Genomic DNA, 17,849 nt, shown 5'->3' on the forward strand with positions numbered 1-17,849 from the left:
AATCGGGTTGAACTCCTGTCGGGGAAGCCTAATCTTGGGACATACGCGAGCACGGAGCTTTTTCGCCATGTCCGACGCGGTCAGCTACCTGGTCTTCGAAACGCCGAGCGGTCATTGCGCCATCGCCTGGAACGCCGCCGGTGTCGTGCGCTTCCAACTGCCGGGTCAGGATGCGGACACGACGCGCCGCCTGCTGCTGCGACGTCTGCCTGCTGCCGAACCCGCGGAACCTCCGCCTGCCATTGCGGAGGCAGTCTCGGCGATCGGTCGCTATTTTGCCGGCGAGGCGGTCGACTTTACCGGCGTACCCGTCGACCTTTCCGGCCAGTCGCCCTTCTTCACGGCGATTTACGATGCCGTCCGGCAAGTCCGCTGGGGGGAAACAATTACCTACGGCGCGCTCGCCCGCCAGCTCGGCGCCGGTCCGGAAGCCGCGCGGGATGTCGGTCAGGCCATGGCGAAAAACCCGGTCGCCCTCATCATTCCCTGCCACCGTGTGCTCGCCGCCGGCGGCAAGATCGGCGGCTTCTCCGCCCCGGGCGGCGCCTCGTCCAAGCTGAAGATGCTGGCGCTTGAGGGTATTTCCTTCGCCCCGCCGGAACCCGCCCAGCAGTCGTTCGGGTTCTAGGCAATGGGAAGGACGGGCGTCTAGGGCGTGCGTCATTGTCAGCCCGCTGCCGCTTCATCAGGCGAGCGCAGGCGATAGATGTGATCGTCACCATGCGACGGCGTGCCGATGCGCTGCGCTCACTCCCAGTCGATCGTGCCCTTCGCTTAACCGTGCTGACGCTGGATTGACAACGGTACGCGCATCGACCAGATCACTACTAAGGCTTCGACGTCGAGCCGCAGAGTCCCCAGGTCGGGCAACCGAACGAACATCTGCGGAATCGGCGTCGGGCTGGCGGCCAGTAGAAGGATGATCCTGGGGCTTCGTGTCGTGCTCGCCCTGCTGGTTCCAACTTGGTTGCTTGTCGATGGGGCCACGGCCGCACCGGGCTTGTTCACAGCCGTGGCGTCACCATCGACCGGAAGAGCGGCGGCAGAATGGGCGTCCCCGGTGGGAGTCAACGGTCCAACCCCGTCGCCGCTCGCCCCCTCTCTGAATGTTGGCGTAGCTTCGCCCGCAGCTCAACGATGGCCCCAGCCTTTTACATCGCTGGGATGGATGTGATTGTGCCGGAGGATTCCGACATCCGAAACTGGAAGAATGTTGCTCGGCTCGCCATCATTTCACCGCCGAAGGGCCTCCAATGACGGCAGCGGTATTATCGCGCGCTCAGGCCATCGAGTGATTGCGATGGGCCAGCGAGCAAGAAAAAGCCCACGAAATCGCGGGCTTAGATCAAGGCGGAGGGAAAGTTTAGGAATGGCTTTCCATGGAAGTAAGAATATTAATCTCACTCCCACTCGATCGTGCCCGGCGGCTTGCTCGTCACGTCGTAGACGACGCGGTTGATGCCGCGCACTTCGTTGATGATGCGGGTCGCGGCACGGCCGAGGAAGTTCATGTCGTAGTGGTAGAAGTCGGCCGTCATGCCATCCACCGAGGTGACGGCGCGGAGCGCGCAGACGAACTCGTAGGTGCGTCCGTCGCCCATCACGCCGACCGTCTGCACCGGCAACAGCACGGCGAAGGCCTGCCAGATCTTGTCGTAGAGACCGGCCTTGCGGATCTCGTCGAGATAGATCGCGTCGGCTTCGCGCAGGATTTCCAGCTTGTCGCGGGAGATGCCGCCCGGGCAGCGGATGGCGAGGCCCGGTCCCGGGAAGGGATGGCGGCCGATGAAGCTGTCCGGCAGGCCGAGTTCGCGGCCGAGCACGCGCACCTCGTCCTTGAAGAGCTCGCGCAACGGCTCGACGAGCTGCATGTTCATGCGCTCGGGCAGGCCGCCGACATTGTGGTGCGACTTGATGGTGACGGACGGGCCGCCGGTGAAGGAGACGCTCTCGATCACGTCCGGATAGAGCGTGCCCTGCGCCAGGAACTCCGCGCCGCCGAGCTTTTTCGCCTCTTCCTCGAACACCTCGATGAACAGCCGGCCGATGATCTTCCGCTTGGTCTCGGGGTCGGAAACGCCCTCCAGCTCGCCGATGAAGCGGTCGGAGGCGTCCACATGAACGAGGTGCAGGTTGTAGTGCTCGCGGAACATGGCGACGACGTTCGCCGCCTCGTCCTTCCGCATCAGGCCGTGGTCGACGAGAATGCAGGTCAGCTGCTCGCCGACGGCCTCGTGAATGAGGAGGGCCGCAACCGAGCTGTCGACACCGCCCGACAGGCCGCAGATGACGCGCTTGTTGCCGACCTGTTCGCGGATCGCCTCGACTGCGCGGGCGCGATAGGCCGACATCGACCAGTCGCCGGTGATGCCGGCGATCTTGTGTACGAAGTTCGACAGCAGCTTCGCCCCGTCCGGCGTGTGCACCACCTCCGGATGGAACATGGTGGTGTAATACTTCTTCGCCTCGTTGACGCTGACCGCAAACGGCGCGTTCTCGGAGACGCCGATGACCTCGAAGCCTTCGGGAGCGACGGTGACGCGGTCGCCGTGGCTCATCCAGACCGGATATTTCTTGCCGACTTCCCAGACGCCTTCGAACAGTGGGCTATCCTTCAGGATCTCCACGTCGGCCCGACCGAATTCGCGGGCGTGCCCGCCCTCCACCTTGCCGCCGAGCTGGGTTGCCAGTGTCTGCTGCCCGTAGCAGATGGCGAGGATCGGCAGGCCGGAATCGAACACGATCTGCGGCGCGCGCGGGCTGCCGTGATCGAGCACGGAAGCCGGGCCGCCGGAGAAGATGATCGCCTTCGGCTTCATCCGGTGAAACGCCTCTTCGGCGGACTGGAAGGGGATGATCTCGCAGTAGACGCCTGCTTCGCGCACACGCCGGCCGATGAGCTGGGTCACCTGGCTGCCGAAATCGATGATGAGGACGCTGTCGGGATGGGGTGTCTGGGTCATGGCGAGCCTTTAATGAAATTTGCCGCAGCGCGCAACCGGGCAGCCCGGATTTGCGGCTTCAAACCGCGATCGATCCGTCCGCCACAGCCCGTTCCAGATCGTCGACGGCATGGGCGAGTTTCTCGTCGATGACGTGCAGGTATTCGGTCCAGTCGCCGACATGCCTCAGTTCGGCCTTGCCGTCGGAGATGCCGCGCAGACCGATCAGGGCGACGCCGAAGGCCTGGCAGGCGCGGAGAACGGCGAAGGTCTCCATATCCACCATGTCCGCGTCGATGCCGTCATAGGCGGCGCCGCTGACGACGTTCGCCCCCGTTGACAGCGCGGCGCCGGCAATGCCGGGCACGCGCAGCGGCATCGGCACCACCACCGGAAGATCGAGAAGTGGCGTGGCGCCCTTGGTGAACCCGAGTGGCGAGGCGTCCATGTCGCGGTAGGAGGCGCTGGTCACCTGGTAGATTTCCGACTGCTCCAGCGTGGCGGAGCCGGCCGAGCCGAGGCAGACGACGAGGTCCGGCAGGCTGTTGCTCACGTCCAGCCGGGCGAGCGCCCGCGTCACCTGCACCGCCGCCTCGACCGGACCAATGCCGGTCAGCAGCGGCGATATGCGGCTTTGCAGGTGCTCGCCATACTCCGAGGCGACCGCCATTACGTAGAGCAGCTTTCGCCCGGCGACGTTTTTCAGCTCATAGCTCATCCGGCCACGTCCTCCCGGCCGCGCACCACCATCATCGTTCCGGTCATCGAGGCGATCAGCTTGGCCGGTCCGTCACTGACGGCATATGCCCGTCCGTCCGCGACGATGATGTTCGAGCCCGGCTTCGTCACCTCGCCGCGGAACAGGAACCAGTCGCCGCGGCCGGGCGACATGAGGTTCACCTTGAATTCGATCGTCAGGATGGAGGCGTCCGGGTCGATCACCGAATAGGCGGCGTAGCCGCATGCGGAATCGAGCGCGGCCGAGATGATGCCGGCATGCAGGAAACCGTGCTGCTGCGTCAGCTTTTCGTCGAAGGGGAGCTCGATTTCGACAGTGCCGTGCTCGATGCGCGTTAGTTGCGCCCCGATCAGGCGCATGGCCGGCTGGCGCTGGAAACTCGAGGTGATGCGTTCGCGGAAATCCGCGGGTGGAAGGTCTGTCATGTCGCTCGTTTCGCTTTACCGGATACGCCCGGCGGCGAGACCCTCGCACGCGTGCTTTCGCACCGCAAGACGTCAATTGCGCGCAATCCGGACGCGCCCCGGCGGCGGGGAGATTTGCATGCGCGGGCCGGTGCCCTACATCTTTCACATGGATGATGCGATCGAAATCCGGCATGGCCGGACCGCGGACGTGTTTGCAATCGGCCGGGTGCTCGTGGAGACCTGGAGGGCGACTTTCCGCGGCCAGCTCGACGATGCCTATCTCGACCGCATGTCGCCGGCCGAGCAGGCGGTGCGGCACATGTCCCGTCGTAACGCGACCGGCGTTGGGCACTACGTCGCGATCGATCACAGGAGCGAGGCCCTGGTCGGCTTTGCGAACTATGGTCCCGCCCGCTACACCGCGCCGACTCCGATCGGCGAGATCTATGCGCTCTATGTCCTGCCGGCCTATCAGGGGCGCGGCATCGGCGCCGCGCTGGTGCGGGCGGTGGCGCGGCGGATGGTCGAGGGCGGCACGGTCACATTGATTGCCTGGGTACTTTCGACCAATCCCAACCGCGCCTTCTACGAGCGCCTGGGGGCGACGCCGGTCGAAACCAGCATCATCGGACTGGGTGGCCACCGCTACGAACAGGTGGCTTACGCCTGGCATGACCTGCACCTGCTGATTTCGCGAGACGCAGGCGCGGCCTGACCCTGCTTACGTCCGCCCGAGGCGGACGATGTGCTGGTCCCAGGCGAGATCGGCTTTCATCCCCTTGAACCGCCCATCATAGGAGGAGACGGCGAACCCGTGTTGCGACGGCGCGATCCCGGCTGCGTCGGCAATGGCCTCTTGGCGCAGGACCCGCCCGGTCGCGGCCTCGACCGTGACCGCCACCCCACCCTTCGGCGAGGTCAGCCCGACCAGCCCTTCCGCACGGTTGACGGCAATCGCGCCGACATAATTGGCAAGCCGCGTCGTCGTCTCCGGCGGCAGGTCGAGGAAGCTGATCTGTTCGCCCTTGGCAAAATGGCCGACGAGCGGCGGCAGATCGTTGCGCGGTCCTTCGTACTGGCAGGCAAACCAGATGCGGCCCCTGTCGTCGATGTCGACATGGCGGGTCGAAAGCTGGCGCAGCGCCGGCTGCAATGCATGCCGTTCGATCAGCGCGCCGGTCGCGGCATCGACCAGAGCCAGCGACGGCTCCATGTGGTCGAGGTTCAGCTTCGTGCGGCCGAAATCCGGATGCGTCTCGATTCCGCCATTGGCGATGACCAGGATCTTGCCGTCGTCCGAAACTGTCAGGTCGTGGGTGCCGATGCCGTAAGTGTCGAACTCGCCGATACGGCGATAGCGATCGGTCGCATCGTAGAGACCGATCACTCCGCGGTTGGCCTCGAAATCGTTCTCGCTCGCATAGAGCAGGCGCCCGTCCGGTGAAAAGCCGCCATGGCCGAAGAAATGCCGGTCCGCACCGGCATGGATGACGATCGGCTCCGCCTTCCGCCGCGTGTCGAAGATTAGGGCGAAGGTGCCGGGCCTGCGGGCAAAGGCGACGGCATGCGCGGTCGTGGCGCTGTAGGCCATGCCATGGCTGCGCGCCGGCAACGGCACCCGGTCGATGAACGCGCCGTCTTCGGCAAGCGTTGCCACCCCGAAGCTTCCGTCCGGAGCCATGTAGCCAGATGCGAACACGGCGTCTGCGCGCTCCAACGCAAGGAGCGACGACGGCGCAAGCGAGCTGGCCCAGGCCGCCCCCGCCGCCTTCATGAACTGCCTGCGATCGAGAAGCGGTGTGCGCATGCCCCGCCCTTTCCCTGAAGCTGCCGCGAAGGCAAGTGTTGCGATCAATCGCCGTCCGAGAACGAGAAGCCGGCGCCCAGGCCGATTGCCCCGCCGTACTCGTTGCTCAACCGCAGAACGAGGTCACGAGCATTGACGATGAGGAAGTCCATCTTCTTCCGCTCGGCCGGATCGTTGACGGCGTTTTCGATATCAGGATCGATCTTCGGTACGGCCCGTTCCAGCGACCGGATAACGAATTCGACGTTGCCTGCAATGGAGGCCGCCCCCGGATCCAGCAGACCTTCCATGCCGGATTTCGTGAACAGCGCGCGCAGCCCTTCGAGATTTCCGTCTATAGAATTCCAGGTATTGCCGGATCGCCAGTAGACGGCCGATTTCGGCTTCGGGTTGGCATCCTCGCCTTTGTAGAAGGCCTCGATGCGCTGGTCGCGCACCGTTTCCGCGCCGTGAACCAGAATGCCGAGGAGGGCAGTGATGGCTTCCTTGCTGTCGCGGAACACCGGGTTGTCCGGTCCCGGGTGCTTCCAGTCGTTCTGGACGCCGGTGGCCCGTTCCCAATCGGCGCTGAGTGCGCCAGCCGTCGCGGCGATGTTTTCGGCAACGGCTGTGCCATAGCGGCAGCGAAAGCTGTCCTTGGTTTCGTCCAATGTCTCCGCGCCTGTGCCGTAGAGGACGAATTCCAGCGCGCCGAGGCCCTGAACGGCAACGCTCTTTCCCGGCAGCGCGGCGGCGTCGGTGTCTTTCTCATCCGCCTTCGCCAGCAGCGCCTGCACCTGCTTCAGCCCCGTGCCCTTTCGGTCGGGATAGAAAAGGATGCGCTCGAAGCGGTTCTGCTCCAGCACCGGCCCGTCGCGGACGATCTCGATGAACGACCACTTCGCCACCACATCATCGAAGGCGGCATGGGCGGCGGCCTTGCTCTCGGCGGACGGGGTCGCGCAAAAGGTCGAGACGGCTGCGGTCAGCGCTGCCGCCGACGAGTGCAGGTCGCGATAGCCGGGTCGGATGACTTCGTCGACCGCCCGCGCCATCACCGTGGCGACCGCTTCGTCGGTCAGGACGACCGGCGGCAGCGGATTGGCATCCTGGGCCGATGCAGGCAACGCCAGTACGGCAATGGCAAGGCCGGCAAGAAGCATCCGGCGCAGGCCGGTGTGGTGCGGCAGGGTCATCAAAGGGTCTCCAGGAAGCTCAACAAGGCGTCACGGTCGGCCTTCTCCAGATCGGCAAAGCGGTTTCGGGCGGCTTCCGCCTCGCCGCCGTGCCAGAGGATGGCTTCGGTCAGATTGCGCGCCCGCCCATCGTGCAGGAAAAAGGTGTAGCCGCTGACCGTCTCCGTCAGACCGATGCCCCAAAGCGGCGGTGTCCGCCATTCGCGGCCATCGGCGAGACCCACCTGTTGCCCGTCGGCAAGTCCTTCGCCCATGTCGTGCAGCAGGAAGTCGGAATAAGGCCAGATGAGCTGGAAGGACTGCGCCTTGTCGCGCGCATCGCGGCGGGTGACGAATTTCGGATTGTGGCAGGCGGTGCAGCCAATCTCGTAGAACACCTTTTTGCCGGCCAGCGTCTCGGCGAAGCTCGCCTTGCGGCGCGCCGGAACAGCGAGGTTCTCCGCATAGAAGGTCACGAGGTCGAGTACCGGATCGGGTGCTTCCGTATCGCCGAGCCGCTTCTGCACGCCAACGGGCATGGCGAGACAAGCCGCCTGGGCCGGCGTGCAGTCGCCGTGGCTGGCAGGGGTGTCCGGCGTGGAAATGCCGATGTCATTCATAAAGGCTTCTGCGCTCTGCTGCCGGACGGTCGGGTTCTGCCCTTTCCAGCCGAAACGGCCAAGCAGGAGTTCCCCCGTCTTGTCGCGAACCAGCGCGGTCTTGCCGCTGATGCCGTCGCCATCCGCGTCGTCCGGATCGGCGAGCGCCAGGATATCCGCCTCGTGGACCGCCTCGATCAGGCCGAGCCCAATCATCGGCGGGGTCATTCGCGGCGAAAGCGTGGTGGTCGGGTCCAGGTCGCCATAGGCGAGATCGGTCACGAAGTAACGGGGCTTGCGCAAGGAAACTGTCTCGCCGCCGCGAAGCTCCACGGCATCCTCCGTGTACTCGACCTGCATCCGCCCTTCTGCCGCCAGGCCGGGAACGGCGAAATCCTGGAACTGGCCGCCATAGACCGGATCGGGAAAGTTGAGAACGTCGAGCTTGTCCAGCCTCGCCTGTTCGGCCTCGTGTGCCGGCGGGCGGGCAAGGCGCAGGAAGGTGGTGCTCGTGTTGTCGCCGGGTTCCGGCGGGTGGCCGCGGCCGTCCTTCAGGTGGCAGTTCTGGCAGGCGCGCGAATTGAAGAGCGGTCCCAGCCCGTCGGAGGCCTGCGTCGAGGAGGGCGAGGACACCCAGACCTTACGGAACAGCGCGTTGCCGAGCTTGAACCCCTCTTCCTGCTGGAAGGTGAGGTTTTCGGAGAAATGGGAGAAGCTGTCGGCGTTGACGGCTGCCGTCGAGGTCGCCGCGCCGCCGGACATCGCCTCGTATTGTTCCGCCTTGGAGAAGTCCGCCGTCGGCTTCGTCACCACTTCGACCCTTGCCTTGTCCTTGGCGGAAAGGTCTGTGCGGCCTTCGCTGCCGGGCAGTTCGCCCGAGCCCGCCGGTGCAGCACCGGCGAGCGACAGCAGCAACGCGCCGAGTGCGGGCAAAAGGCGATAGGCGTGGGGTGGCCTCATGGTTGAGATCGGGCCGCGTCGTGAACGTGCGCGGCCCGCCTTTGCATTCTTATTGGAAGACAGCGTTAGGATTATCCAGGCTGTCGGAACCTTCAAGCTCGATCTTACCCAGGTCCAGCGCCGAGATGACCCGCTCGATCGTCTTGGTCTGGTCGACGAGCCCGTCGATTGCCGTCTGCACCACCGCATTGCCCTCGGCATTGCCCTCACCGATCATCTGGTCATAAGCCTCGACAGACTCGGCGCGCTTTACCATCGCCTGCATGGCCGCAATGGTCGTGTCGAGCTTCGCCTTCATCTCGGTGTTGAGGCCCGCATCCTTCGCGGCAACCAGTTCAGAAAGCGACGGGCCCGTCAGCTTCGTGCCGTCGGGACGGATGTATTCGCCGGTATAGGCGCTCTGGATGCCGACCGCGTCGTAGTAGTGCGAGTTGTGCGTATTGTCGGAGAAGCAGTCGTGCTCCTCTTCCGGATCGTGCAGCAGGACGCCCAGCTTCATGCGTTCGCCGGCAAGTTCGCCATAGGACAGCGAGCCCATGCCGGTGAGGATGGACGAGAGGCCGGCCTTCGGATCGACATTGACGGTTTTCGCAGCCTCGCCCTCCGGTGCCCACTGCGCGACCATTTCCTCCAGGTCGCCGACCAGCAGATCGGTCGCGGATTTGAGATAGGCGACGCGGCGGTCGCAGTTGCCGCCGGTGCAGGTCTTCGTGTCGAAGTCGGTTGCCGGACGATTGCCCGCGCCCGGGCCGGTGCCGTTCAGGTCCTGACCCCACAGCAGGAACTCGATCGCGTGATAGCCGGTCGCGACGTTTGCTTCCACGCCGCCGGCCTCCTGGAGGGTGCCTGCGAGGAATTCCGGCGTGAGGTTGGTGGCGTCCACGTCCTTGCCGTCGATCTTGATCTTGGCATTGGCGATCACGTTGGCGACGAACAGCGCGTTTTCGTCGCTTTCCGTGCCGTAGCTTGCGTCGACGTAGTCGATCAGCCCCTCATCGAGCGGCCAGGCGTTGACCTTGCCCTCCCACTCATCGACGGCGGCATTGCCGAAACGGTAGACTTCCGTCTGCTGGTAGGGCGCGCGGGCCTTGATCCAGGCGGCGCGCGCAGCCCTCAGCGTGTCCTCGGTCGGGTTGCCGATCAGCGCGTCAATGGCGGCTGCGAGGTCCTTGGCGGTGGAAAGCGAGTCGGAAAACTTGGCATGCGCGATCTCGCTGTAGTGCTTGACGACTGCAGCCGCATCGGTCGCGGCGGAGGCGGGCTGGACGGCGAACGCGGAGGTGGCGGCCAGAAGCGCCAATGCGGCCGTGCGAAGGAAGGGCGTCTTCATGATGTCTCCCGGGATTCCATTTGAGTTTCGTTCCCTCCCGGCGCACCTGCCCAAGCGGGCACGAGGCGTCGGGACGTCGCCCGCGGCCGGGCGTACAAGCCGGAGTCTCTTCGCTCAAAATTAAACTGGTGTCAAAAGGTATAGTTTAGAATCGTTCGACAGTTCGGCCATGAAGTTGCCGCCAATTGCCGTATGTCAATTCTTGCGGCCCATGGCGCAGAAGAAGAAGCCGTCCGTGTCGGTCGAAGCCGGCGTCAGCGTCACCGTCTTCATGTCCGCCGACCATGGCTGCGGCTTGTCCGTACCGAACAGGTCCATCCACACTTCGGCGGCGGAAAGAATCTCGAAGGACGGATTGTCCTCGCAAAAGCCGTAGACTTGGTTCTCGTTTTCCTCGGGCAGTACCGAGCAGGTGACATACAGCAGATAGCCACCGGGGCGCACGAAGTCTGCAGCGCTCGCCAGCGCCTCTTCCTGCTGGGCGAGCCGCTCTTCGAGGTTTTTGTCCGTCAGCCGCCACTTCGTGTCCGGCCTGCGCCGCCAGGTGCCGGTGCCGGTGCAGGGCGCATCGACCAGCACGCGGTCGAAACGGCCGGCGAGCGGTGCAAGGCTGGAGAAATCCTCGTGCACCTGGACGTTGCGCGTGCCCGCGCGCTTCAGTCGCTCGATGATCGGCGCCAGCCGCTTGCGGTCCGCGTCGTAGGCGTGCACCTGTCCCTTGTTGTTCATGGTGGCAGACATCGCCAGCGTCTTGCCGCCGCCGCCGGCGCAGAAATCGAGCACCTGCTCGCCCTCCTGCGCGAAGACCAGGTCGGCCACGATCTGCGAGCCTTCGTCCTGCACCTCGAACCAACCGTTTTGGAAGGAGAGTTCGGCGGTAACGTTTGGCAGCCGTGCCGGGCCCTCGCCAGCGGGAATGCGGATGCCGTTGCGGGCGATCGTGGTCGGCACGGCGCCGCTGTCTTCGAGCGCCTTCAGCACCTTCTCGCGCGACGCTTTCAGCGTGTTGGCGCGGAGGTCGAGGGTCGGACGTCCTGTGAGCGCCTTGGCCTCCTCGAGCCAGTCTTCGGAGAAATTCTCTTCAAAGGAGGGTTGGACCCAGGCGGGAATGTCGCCCTGCACATGCAGCGGCGCGTCCTTCAGTCGGCGCGTGCCGAAGGCCTTCAGCCGCTCGGTGGGAATTTCCGGGGCGAACTTGTCGCCGTCCAGTTCCCGAACCAGCGCCTCGGCGGTCAGGCGCCACTGCCGCAGCATGACGCCCAGGGCCAGAGAAGTAGCGCTGTCATCGTCCATCAGGTAGGCGTGCGACAGCTTCATGCGCAGCGCGTCGTAGACGATGTTGCCGATCGCCGCCCGATCTCCGGAGCCGGCGAAACGGTGGGCGTGGCCCCAGTCCTTCAGCGCGTCGGCCACCGGACGATTGCGCGTCTCGATATCCGCCAGAACCTCGATGGCTCCCGCGAGCCGTCCACCCAACCGCATTGCTCAACTCCATTTTGACGCCGTGGTAGCGGCGATGGGCGGCAAGAGCAAGCCGAAGGTGGAGAAATGCGTCAGCTGACGATCTGGTAGCAGACCTTGGCGTGACCGGCGCCGATCATGCCGATCTCAGAGGCGGCCGCCTTCGACAGGTCGAGCACCCGGCCGCGAATGAAGGGGCCGCGGTCGTTGATGCGGACGACGACGCTCTTGCCGTTGTTGGAATTGGTGACCTTGACCTTGGTGCCGAAGCGCAGGGTCTTGTGGGCAGCCGTCAGCTTGGCCGGGTTCATGCGTTCCCCGGAAGCGGTTTTCGACGTCAGGGCGTACCACGAGGCACCGCCGCAGCCGGCGGCTTCGGCGACGGATGCGAAGGTAACGGGCGCAGCGATGACGATTGCCGCAAGTGCTGCAGCAGAGGACTTGAAAGACATGTTGACCCCCTCAGAGCTGGTGTCCAGTTTCTTCTGACAGGTCTGTGTATTCGGGCCAAAAATGGCAAAAAATCGCACGCCTCGGGGCGGTTTACTTCGTTAAGATGTTGGTAACGATTTGAATAAAATGCCGATGACTTCCGTTTAACCACCGTCGGGTCGGAAAAAGTCGTTTAGAATCAGTGATGACCTTGAAGTGTTGACAAGCGTGGAATTTTCCGCCTCGATCGCCCGGGGGAGACGAAAAAAAATTGCGCATACGTCGAAAAGAGTACCCTAAACCGAATCTATCGGGGGCTAATTTCCCGGAAAGGTTGCGCAAAAGAGACGAAACTTGGGCGGGTGCGGCCTCGTTTTGGCAACCTTTTGTTAACCGTCCCGGCGGCCTCAACCGCCCCAGACGTCGTCGGTCCTCATCTGCGCCAGTGACATGCGGTAGTTCGGGTACCGGAAGGTGAAGCCGAGCGAGCGGATTTTCGCGTTCGAGACGCGCTTGTTTTCGCCGTAGAACGACCGCGCCATCGGTGACAGTTCGGCCGTTTCAAACGGGATCTCCGGCGGCATTTCGGCCCCCATCAGCCGGGCCGCTTCCGCCACGACATCCTGCGGCGGCCCGGGCTCGTCGTCGGTGATATTGAAGATCCCGCCGTGCCCGCCCTCAGCCAGAAACAGCGCCGAGCCGCCGATGTCCTCGACGCGGATTCGATTGAAGACCTGATCCTTCTTTATCAGCCGTCGTGCCGTGCCCTCGGCGACGTTGCGCAGCGCGTTGCGACCGGGGCCATAGATGCCGGCGAGCCGCAGGACCGCAACCGGAACACCGCTCTCCGCAGAAAAGGCGAGCCAGCGATTTTCCGCCCCGACCCGCTCCACCGAGCGCGTCGAGACCGGATGGATGGGGGTGTCTTCATCGACCCAGGCCCCCTTGTGGTCGCCATAGACGCCGACGGTCGAGAGATAGCCGGCCCAACGCAGGTTCGGCATCAGATCCAGCAGTGGCATGGCGCCCGGGCGGAAAAGCGGATCGCCGCTCTTGCCCGGAGCGATGGACTGGACAAGATGGGTGGTTTCCCGCAAGCACGCTGCAAGCGCGCTGGAGATCGTTTCGCCGTCATAGACCAAAGGGACGATGCCGAGCGCCTGCAGAGCCGCCGCCTTGTCTGCGGAGCGTGTCGTTCCCGCGGCTGAAAAGCCCGCGGATTTGAAGGTCTGCGCGATGGCGCGACCGGAAAAGCCGGCACCCAGAACCAGAAGACGCATCAGATAGCCTCCATTGCCGCTTCATATTCCGATCGCACCTCGGGATCGGCTTCGCCGGCTGCTCGTCCGGCAAAAACTTGAAACTCTGCTTCACTCATCAGCCGGCGCAGCGCCCACACCGCCATGCCGCGGACGGTCGGCGAGGGGTCGTCTGTCAGCCTCATGCAGATCGGTATCAACGTCGGATCGGCGCTGTTGCCGGCGGCGATCAGCACGTTGCGAATGAACCGGTCGCGCCCGATCCGCTTGACCGGCGAGCCGGAAAACAGCGTGCGGAAGGCGGCGTCGTCCAGGTCCAGCAATTCGGCGATACGCGGCGCCCGCAGGTCGTCGCGGGCGTGGAACTTCATTTCCGAAGCGGTCGCGGCAAACTTGTTCCAGGGACACGCCGCCAGGCAGTCGTCGCAGCCATAGATCCGATTGCCAATCAGCGGCCGCAAATCCCGGTCGATCATGCCCTTGTGCTCGATGGTGAGGTAGGAGATGCAGCGCCGCGCGTCGATCTTGTACGGCGCGGGAAAGGCGTTCGTCGGGCAGGCATCGAGGCAGGCGCGGCAGGAGCCGCAATGGTCGCGCTCGGGTTCGTCCGGGGCAAGCTCGGCGGTGGTGAACATGCTGCCGAGGAAGAGCCAGGAGCCGAACGTGCGGCTGACGAGGTTCGTGTGCTTTCCCTGCCAGCCAAGACCCGCCTGCATGGAAAGCGGCTTTTCCATCACCGGGGCCGTATCGACGAAGACCTTCACGTCCTCGCCGGCGCGCGCGGCAAACCGGGTGGCGATTTCCTTCAGCTTGCCCTTGACGACGTCGTGATAGTCGCGATTGCGGGCGTAGACCGAGATCGCCGCCCGGTCGGGCATGGTAAGCACGTCGCGCGGGTCCTCCTCGGGCCCGTAGTTCATTCCGAAAAGAACGACCGAGCGCACATCGCCCCAGAGCACCCGCGGATCGGCGCGCCGCTCGCTCGTCTCCGCCATCCAGTCCATCGTTCCCTGGTAGCCGGCGTCGATGAACGCCTTCAGCCGTTCTGGTGCATCTGGGATGGAATCCGGCCGTGCCACGCGGCAGATGTCGAACCCCTTCTCGATTGCCTCGGAGAGGAGGAACGCCTTCAGCTTTTGGCGTGCCTTGTCGGATCTGTCCGCGCTGTCGACGGCGCCGGGCATGGGTCCTGGCCTCAGAAATCAAGGTCCGCGTAGTGCGAGACCGGAGTTACGCCGCGCACACGCTCGGCCAGCATGGGGCGGAAGGAGGGGCGCGACTTGATCCGCTGATACCAGTCTTTTGCCTGCGGTGCGTCCTGCCAGTTGATCTCGCCGAGATAGTCGAGCACGGACACCGCCGCGGCCGCGGCGAGATCGGCATAACTGAGCCGGTCGCCAGCGAGATAGGTGCGCGACCCGGCGAGCCAGGACAGATACTTCATGTGCTGGCGGATGTTTGCGCGCGAATTGCGCAGGATCTTGCTGTCGGGCGGGCCGCCGCCCTGGTCCGGCGTCATCTGCAGTTTGAAGATGCGCTCCCGCACCAGCGGTCGTGTCACGTCCTGCTCCATCTTCTGCAGGAACCATTCGACCAGCCGGCGAATCTCCGCCCGCTGGAAAGGATCCTCTGCAAGCAGCCGCCGGTCGCGCTTCAAGACGCCATGGGTCTCGTCGAGATACTCGGAGATCACGGTGGCCCCGCACAGCGCGCGCATGCTGTCATCGACATAGACGGGCAGCGTGCCGGCCGGGTTGAGCGCCAGGAAATCGCGCCGGTTCTCCCAGGGCTGTTCCTCCGCGAAATCGGTCTGGTAGCCGTATTCGGCGAGAATCAGCCGGACAAAGCGCGAGGCGGAGGACATCGGGTGATGATAGAGGGTCGGCATTCTGGCTTTTCTTTAGATGACAGGCGGAGGAAGTGGACCGGCCGAAGGGCCGGAGCGGCGGTTTGCACTGGTCACGACTCCTGCCACAAAGCTATAGGAAGATGGCGACCTAAACACAAGCGAATCAGTTTCCGTGTTCGCGTGTGACACCATCTCTTCAAGGATTTTCCATGGCCGACCAATCGATAGTCAGTGCCCTCGTTCTCGGATTGATCGAGGGGCTGACCGAGTTCATCCCCGTTTCCTCAACGGCCCATGTCCTGCTTGCCGGGCATTTCCTCGGCTTCAAGTCGCCCGGCAACACCTTCGCAGTGTTGATCCAGCTCGGCGCCATCCTGGCCATCCTCGCCGTCTACGCGACGAAGCTGATCCAGATCGCGGTCGCACTGCCGACCAGCGCAAAGGCGCGGCGGTTCGTGCTCTGTGTCCTGGTCGCCTTTCTGCCGGCAGCGCTCATTGGTGTGATCGCGCACGACTTTATCAAGACGGTGCTGTTCGAGACCCCACGGTTGATCTGTGTCGTGCTGATTGTCGGTGGCGTCATACTGTACGCGATCGATCGGTTGCCGCTGAACCCGCGCTACAAGGACGTCATGGATTATCCGCCGTCGCTGGCGCTCAAGATCGGCCTGTTCCAATGCCTGGCCATGGTGCCGGGAACCTCGCGCTCGGGCGCGACGATCGCCGGTGCGCTGCTGATGGGCACGGACAAGCGTTCGGCAGCGGAGTTCTCGTTCTTCCTCGCCATGCCGACCATGCTCGGCGCCTTCACGCTCGACCTCTACAAGAACAGGGATGCGCTGAGCTTTGACGATGGGATGCTGATCGTTGTCGGCTTCGTGGCCGCATTCTTCGCAGCGTTGCTGGTTGTCCGCTCGCTGCTCGACTTCGTCTCGCGGCGCGGCTTTGCACCTTTCGCGCTCTGGCGGATCGTCGTGGGCGTGGCCGGATTGATCGGCCTGGCGCTTTGGGGGTAGGGCGGGCCCTAAAGCAGACCCAATCTCGTAAAACGTAAAGCAAAGCCGGGCGTGATCGTCCGGCTTTTGTTTTGCCGGCTCAGCGGCCGATCGAAGCGGTCGTGCAGGGATCGACGCCATAGGCGGGCGCACAGCCATGCTTGCCGGCAGCGACAGTGGTCGGGGCCATGAAGGAGCCAGCCAGGATCACCAGTGCTGCGCAGCCGAAGAAGAGTGCAATTGCCTTGCCCATGTCGAAGAGGTCCTTAAAGGAGAGATCCGCGCCGGTTCTGCCGCACTGGCCCGTCACGCGAGGCGGTGTGTATGTGCCGCCCTGCAAAACATCAATAAGCGAATATGCTGAATGTCACGTAAATACAGTACGGACTTTTTTACTGCGGCAGAACTGCAACGTTCTGCCGCCCAAGCAAATGATGGAGTGGCTGCCGGATGCGCAAGGGGGGCCGGAACGGCTTCGGAAAGGGCGTAAGCCCCCGACCCGTCGGTCCCGTTTCGGCTACAAGGTGCCGCGCGTGAACTGCCCCTTGGGGCGGTAGCGAACGAGATAGGACGGCAGGATCGCTTCGGCGAGCGCGGGCGTAATCCCGAGCGACTGGATCGTGCGCCCCTCTTTCTTTGCCTCGTCGGACACGATGTTGTCCGACCGGAGCAGTTTCACCTGGTCGGCGGTCAGCGGCGGCGTGACGAAGGGGACGAGCGAGGAGATGGAGCCGATCAACGAGGCAACGCTAAAGGGAATGGAGACCATCGGCCGCTTGCGGTCGATGACCTGCAGCATCAATTCGAGACACTGGTGGAAGGTCAGCACTTCCGGACCGCCGAGTTCGTAGGTCGTCCCCTTGGCCACCTTACCGTCGACCGAGAGCGCCACGGCTTCGGCGACGTCCGTGACATAGACCGGCTGGAACTTGGTGTGGCCGCCACCGATCAGCGGCAAGGCCGGCGCAAAGCGCGACATCTCGGCGAACTTGTTGAAGAAGCCATCCTCCGGCCCGAAGATGATCGACGGGCGCAGGATGACGGCGTCCGGCAGCGCCTGGCGGATGCCAAGTTCCCCGCGCCCCTTGGAGCGGGCGTAGCCCGAGGCCGAATTCGCATCTGCGCCGATGGCCGAGATGTGCGTGAGGGTGGCGCCGCGGGCACGCGCGGCTTCCGCCACCGCGCGGGCGCCGAAATCCTGAACGGCGTCAAAGCGGTTGCGCCCGCTCTCGAAGAGGATGCCGACGCAGTTGACGACGTGGTCCGCATCCTGCACTGCGCGTTCGACCGAGGCGCGATTGCGCAGGTTCGCCTGCACGAAGGAGATCTGGCCGAGGCCGCCGATCGGCTGCAAGAATCCCGCGAGGTCCGGCCGCCGCACGGCGACGCGGATGCGGTAGCCCCGCTTCGCCAGCGCTCGCACCACATGACGTCCGACGAAACCGGAACCACCGAACACGGTGACCTGCGGCGGAAGGTTGGAGAGTGTCATGCGGGAAGCTCCTGGAATAGGCGAGGTGGGTGCGGCCTACATATCCCAAAGAAACCGGCAGGTGAAGGCTTGTCTGCACACACCCGCCAGCTTCATCCGAAGATGTCCCGCGCTGGGTTTCAGACCCCTTCGACCACCACCATCTCGGCCTCGGCGACCTCCTGGCGGATGGCTGCGGCGACCTGGTATTCGGGCGAATTGTAGCAGTCGATCGCTGCCTGGAGGGACGGGAACTCGATCACCACGTTACGGGCGCGTGGCTGACCTTCCAGTTTCTGGAAAGTGCCGCCGCGGGCAAGGAAATTTGCACCATACTTTTCGAAAGCGGGCTTTGCCGCTGCGACATAATCCTTGTAGCGCTCGGTGTCGCGAACATCGACGCGCGCGATCCAGTACCCCTTGGCCATGTTTTCCTCCTCTTCG

Annotated in this window: 18 protein-coding genes; 3 read left to right on the forward strand and 15 right to left on the reverse strand. The window is 64.3% G+C overall.

From position 1 onward, the window contains the following. Window positions 1-67 precede the first annotated feature (67 nt). Window positions 68-628 carry a methylated-DNA--[protein]-cysteine S-methyltransferase gene (locus AC1DDS_RS10815; protein WP_477478908.1) on the forward strand — a complete coding sequence of 187 codons (561 nt, stop codon included), beginning with the start codon at window positions 68-70 and terminating at the stop codon, window positions 626-628. Window positions 629-1,400: 772 nt separating this feature from the next. Here AC1DDS_RS10815 and guaA read toward each other — a convergent pair. From guaA to AC1DDS_RS10830, 3 genes are read right to left on the reverse strand one after another with little or no spacing between them, the layout of a single operon-like run. After that, on the reverse strand, window positions 1,401-2,963 hold the full coding sequence (gene guaA / locus AC1DDS_RS10820) for a glutamine-hydrolyzing GMP synthase (RefSeq protein ID WP_477478909.1): 1,563 nt from the start codon (window positions 2,961-2,963) through the stop codon (window positions 1,401-1,403). Between the two features lie 58 nt (window positions 2,964-3,021). Next, on the reverse strand, window positions 3,022-3,660 hold the full coding sequence (locus tag AC1DDS_RS10825; protein ID WP_477478910.1) for a 5'-methylthioadenosine/S-adenosylhomocysteine nucleosidase: 639 nt from the start codon (window positions 3,658-3,660) through the stop codon (window positions 3,022-3,024). Next, the gene (locus AC1DDS_RS10830; RefSeq protein WP_477478911.1) at window positions 3,657-4,106 is read right to left on the reverse strand and encodes a PaaI family thioesterase; all 450 of its coding nucleotides are present in this window, start codon (window positions 4,104-4,106) and stop codon (window positions 3,657-3,659) included. Before AC1DDS_RS10830 ends, AC1DDS_RS10825 begins: the two co-directional genes overlap by 4 nt. A gap of 118 nt (window positions 4,107-4,224) precedes the next feature. On the opposite strand from AC1DDS_RS10830, the gene AC1DDS_RS10835 reads away from it, so the two are divergent. Further along, complete coding sequence (locus AC1DDS_RS10835; RefSeq protein ID WP_477478912.1) at window positions 4,225-4,803, forward strand: N-acetyltransferase family protein; 579 nt, start codon at window positions 4,225-4,227, stop codon at window positions 4,801-4,803. A gap of 6 nt (window positions 4,804-4,809) precedes the next feature. Here AC1DDS_RS10835 and AC1DDS_RS10840 read toward each other — a convergent pair whose 3' ends face one another. From AC1DDS_RS10840 to AC1DDS_RS10880, 9 genes are all read right to left on the reverse strand, one after another. Continuing rightward, the gene (locus tag AC1DDS_RS10840; RefSeq protein ID WP_477478913.1) at window positions 4,810-5,895 is read right to left on the reverse strand and encodes a DUF1513 domain-containing protein; all 1,086 of its coding nucleotides are present in this window, start codon (window positions 5,893-5,895) and stop codon (window positions 4,810-4,812) included. A gap of 44 nt (window positions 5,896-5,939) precedes the next feature. Continuing rightward, complete coding sequence (locus tag AC1DDS_RS10845) at window positions 5,940-7,070, reverse strand: imelysin family protein (protein WP_477478914.1); 1,131 nt, start codon at window positions 7,068-7,070, stop codon at window positions 5,940-5,942. Further along, a complete protein-coding gene (locus AC1DDS_RS10850; protein ID WP_477478915.1) occupies window positions 7,070-8,608 on the reverse strand; it encodes a di-heme oxidoreductase family protein in 1,539 nt (512 codons plus the stop codon). The genes AC1DDS_RS10845 and AC1DDS_RS10850 overlap by 1 nt, the downstream gene beginning before the upstream one ends. A gap of 49 nt (window positions 8,609-8,657) precedes the next feature. Then, on the reverse strand, window positions 8,658-9,938 hold the full coding sequence (locus tag AC1DDS_RS10855) for an imelysin family protein (RefSeq protein ID WP_477478916.1): 1,281 nt from the start codon (window positions 9,936-9,938) through the stop codon (window positions 8,658-8,660). A gap of 195 nt (window positions 9,939-10,133) precedes the next feature. Further along, entirely contained in the window at window positions 10,134-11,420 is a 1,287-nt protein-coding gene (locus AC1DDS_RS10860) for an RsmB/NOP family class I SAM-dependent RNA methyltransferase (RefSeq protein ID WP_477478917.1), read from the reverse strand. Window positions 11,421-11,491: 71 nt separating this feature from the next. After that, entirely contained in the window at window positions 11,492-11,851 is a 360-nt protein-coding gene (locus AC1DDS_RS10865; protein ID WP_477478918.1) for a septal ring lytic transglycosylase RlpA family protein, read from the reverse strand. Between the two features lie 387 nt (window positions 11,852-12,238). Continuing rightward, window positions 12,239-13,111, reverse strand: a complete 873-nt coding sequence (locus tag AC1DDS_RS10870; protein WP_477478919.1) for an SDR family oxidoreductase — start codon at window positions 13,109-13,111, stop codon at window positions 12,239-12,241. Beyond that, on the reverse strand, window positions 13,111-14,274 hold the full coding sequence (queG, locus tag AC1DDS_RS10875; RefSeq protein WP_477478920.1) for a tRNA epoxyqueuosine(34) reductase QueG: 1,164 nt from the start codon (window positions 14,272-14,274) through the stop codon (window positions 13,111-13,113). Before queG ends, AC1DDS_RS10870 begins: the two co-directional genes overlap by 1 nt. 11 nt (window positions 14,275-14,285) lie before the next feature. Further along, window positions 14,286-14,978, reverse strand: coding sequence for a glutathione S-transferase family protein (locus tag AC1DDS_RS10880; RefSeq protein WP_310411782.1), 693 nt, complete (start codon window positions 14,976-14,978; stop codon window positions 14,286-14,288). A gap of 170 nt (window positions 14,979-15,148) precedes the next feature. Between AC1DDS_RS10880 and AC1DDS_RS10885 the strand changes: the two genes are divergently transcribed. Beyond that, window positions 15,149-15,955: an undecaprenyl-diphosphate phosphatase gene (locus AC1DDS_RS10885; protein ID WP_477478921.1), complete on the forward strand. Its 807-nt coding sequence runs from the start codon at window positions 15,149-15,151 to the stop codon at window positions 15,953-15,955. Between the two features lie 79 nt (window positions 15,956-16,034). On the opposite strand, the gene AC1DDS_RS10890 is transcribed toward AC1DDS_RS10885, so the two are convergent. The 3 genes from AC1DDS_RS10890 to AC1DDS_RS10900 form a co-directional block, all read right to left on the reverse strand. Beyond that, window positions 16,035-16,187: a metallophosphoesterase family protein gene (locus tag AC1DDS_RS10890; RefSeq protein WP_310411774.1), complete on the reverse strand. Its 153-nt coding sequence runs from the start codon at window positions 16,185-16,187 to the stop codon at window positions 16,035-16,037. A gap of 264 nt (window positions 16,188-16,451) precedes the next feature. Next, on the reverse strand, window positions 16,452-17,426 hold the full coding sequence (locus tag AC1DDS_RS10895) for a complex I NDUFA9 subunit family protein (RefSeq protein WP_477478922.1): 975 nt from the start codon (window positions 17,424-17,426) through the stop codon (window positions 16,452-16,454). A 119-nt stretch (window positions 17,427-17,545) separates the two neighbouring features. Beyond that, window positions 17,546-17,833: a DUF1330 domain-containing protein gene (locus AC1DDS_RS10900; RefSeq protein ID WP_477478923.1), complete on the reverse strand. Its 288-nt coding sequence runs from the start codon at window positions 17,831-17,833 to the stop codon at window positions 17,546-17,548. Window positions 17,834-17,849: the final 16 nt, after the last annotated feature.

Source organism: Mycoplana sp. 10N416, from assembly GCF_056394765.1.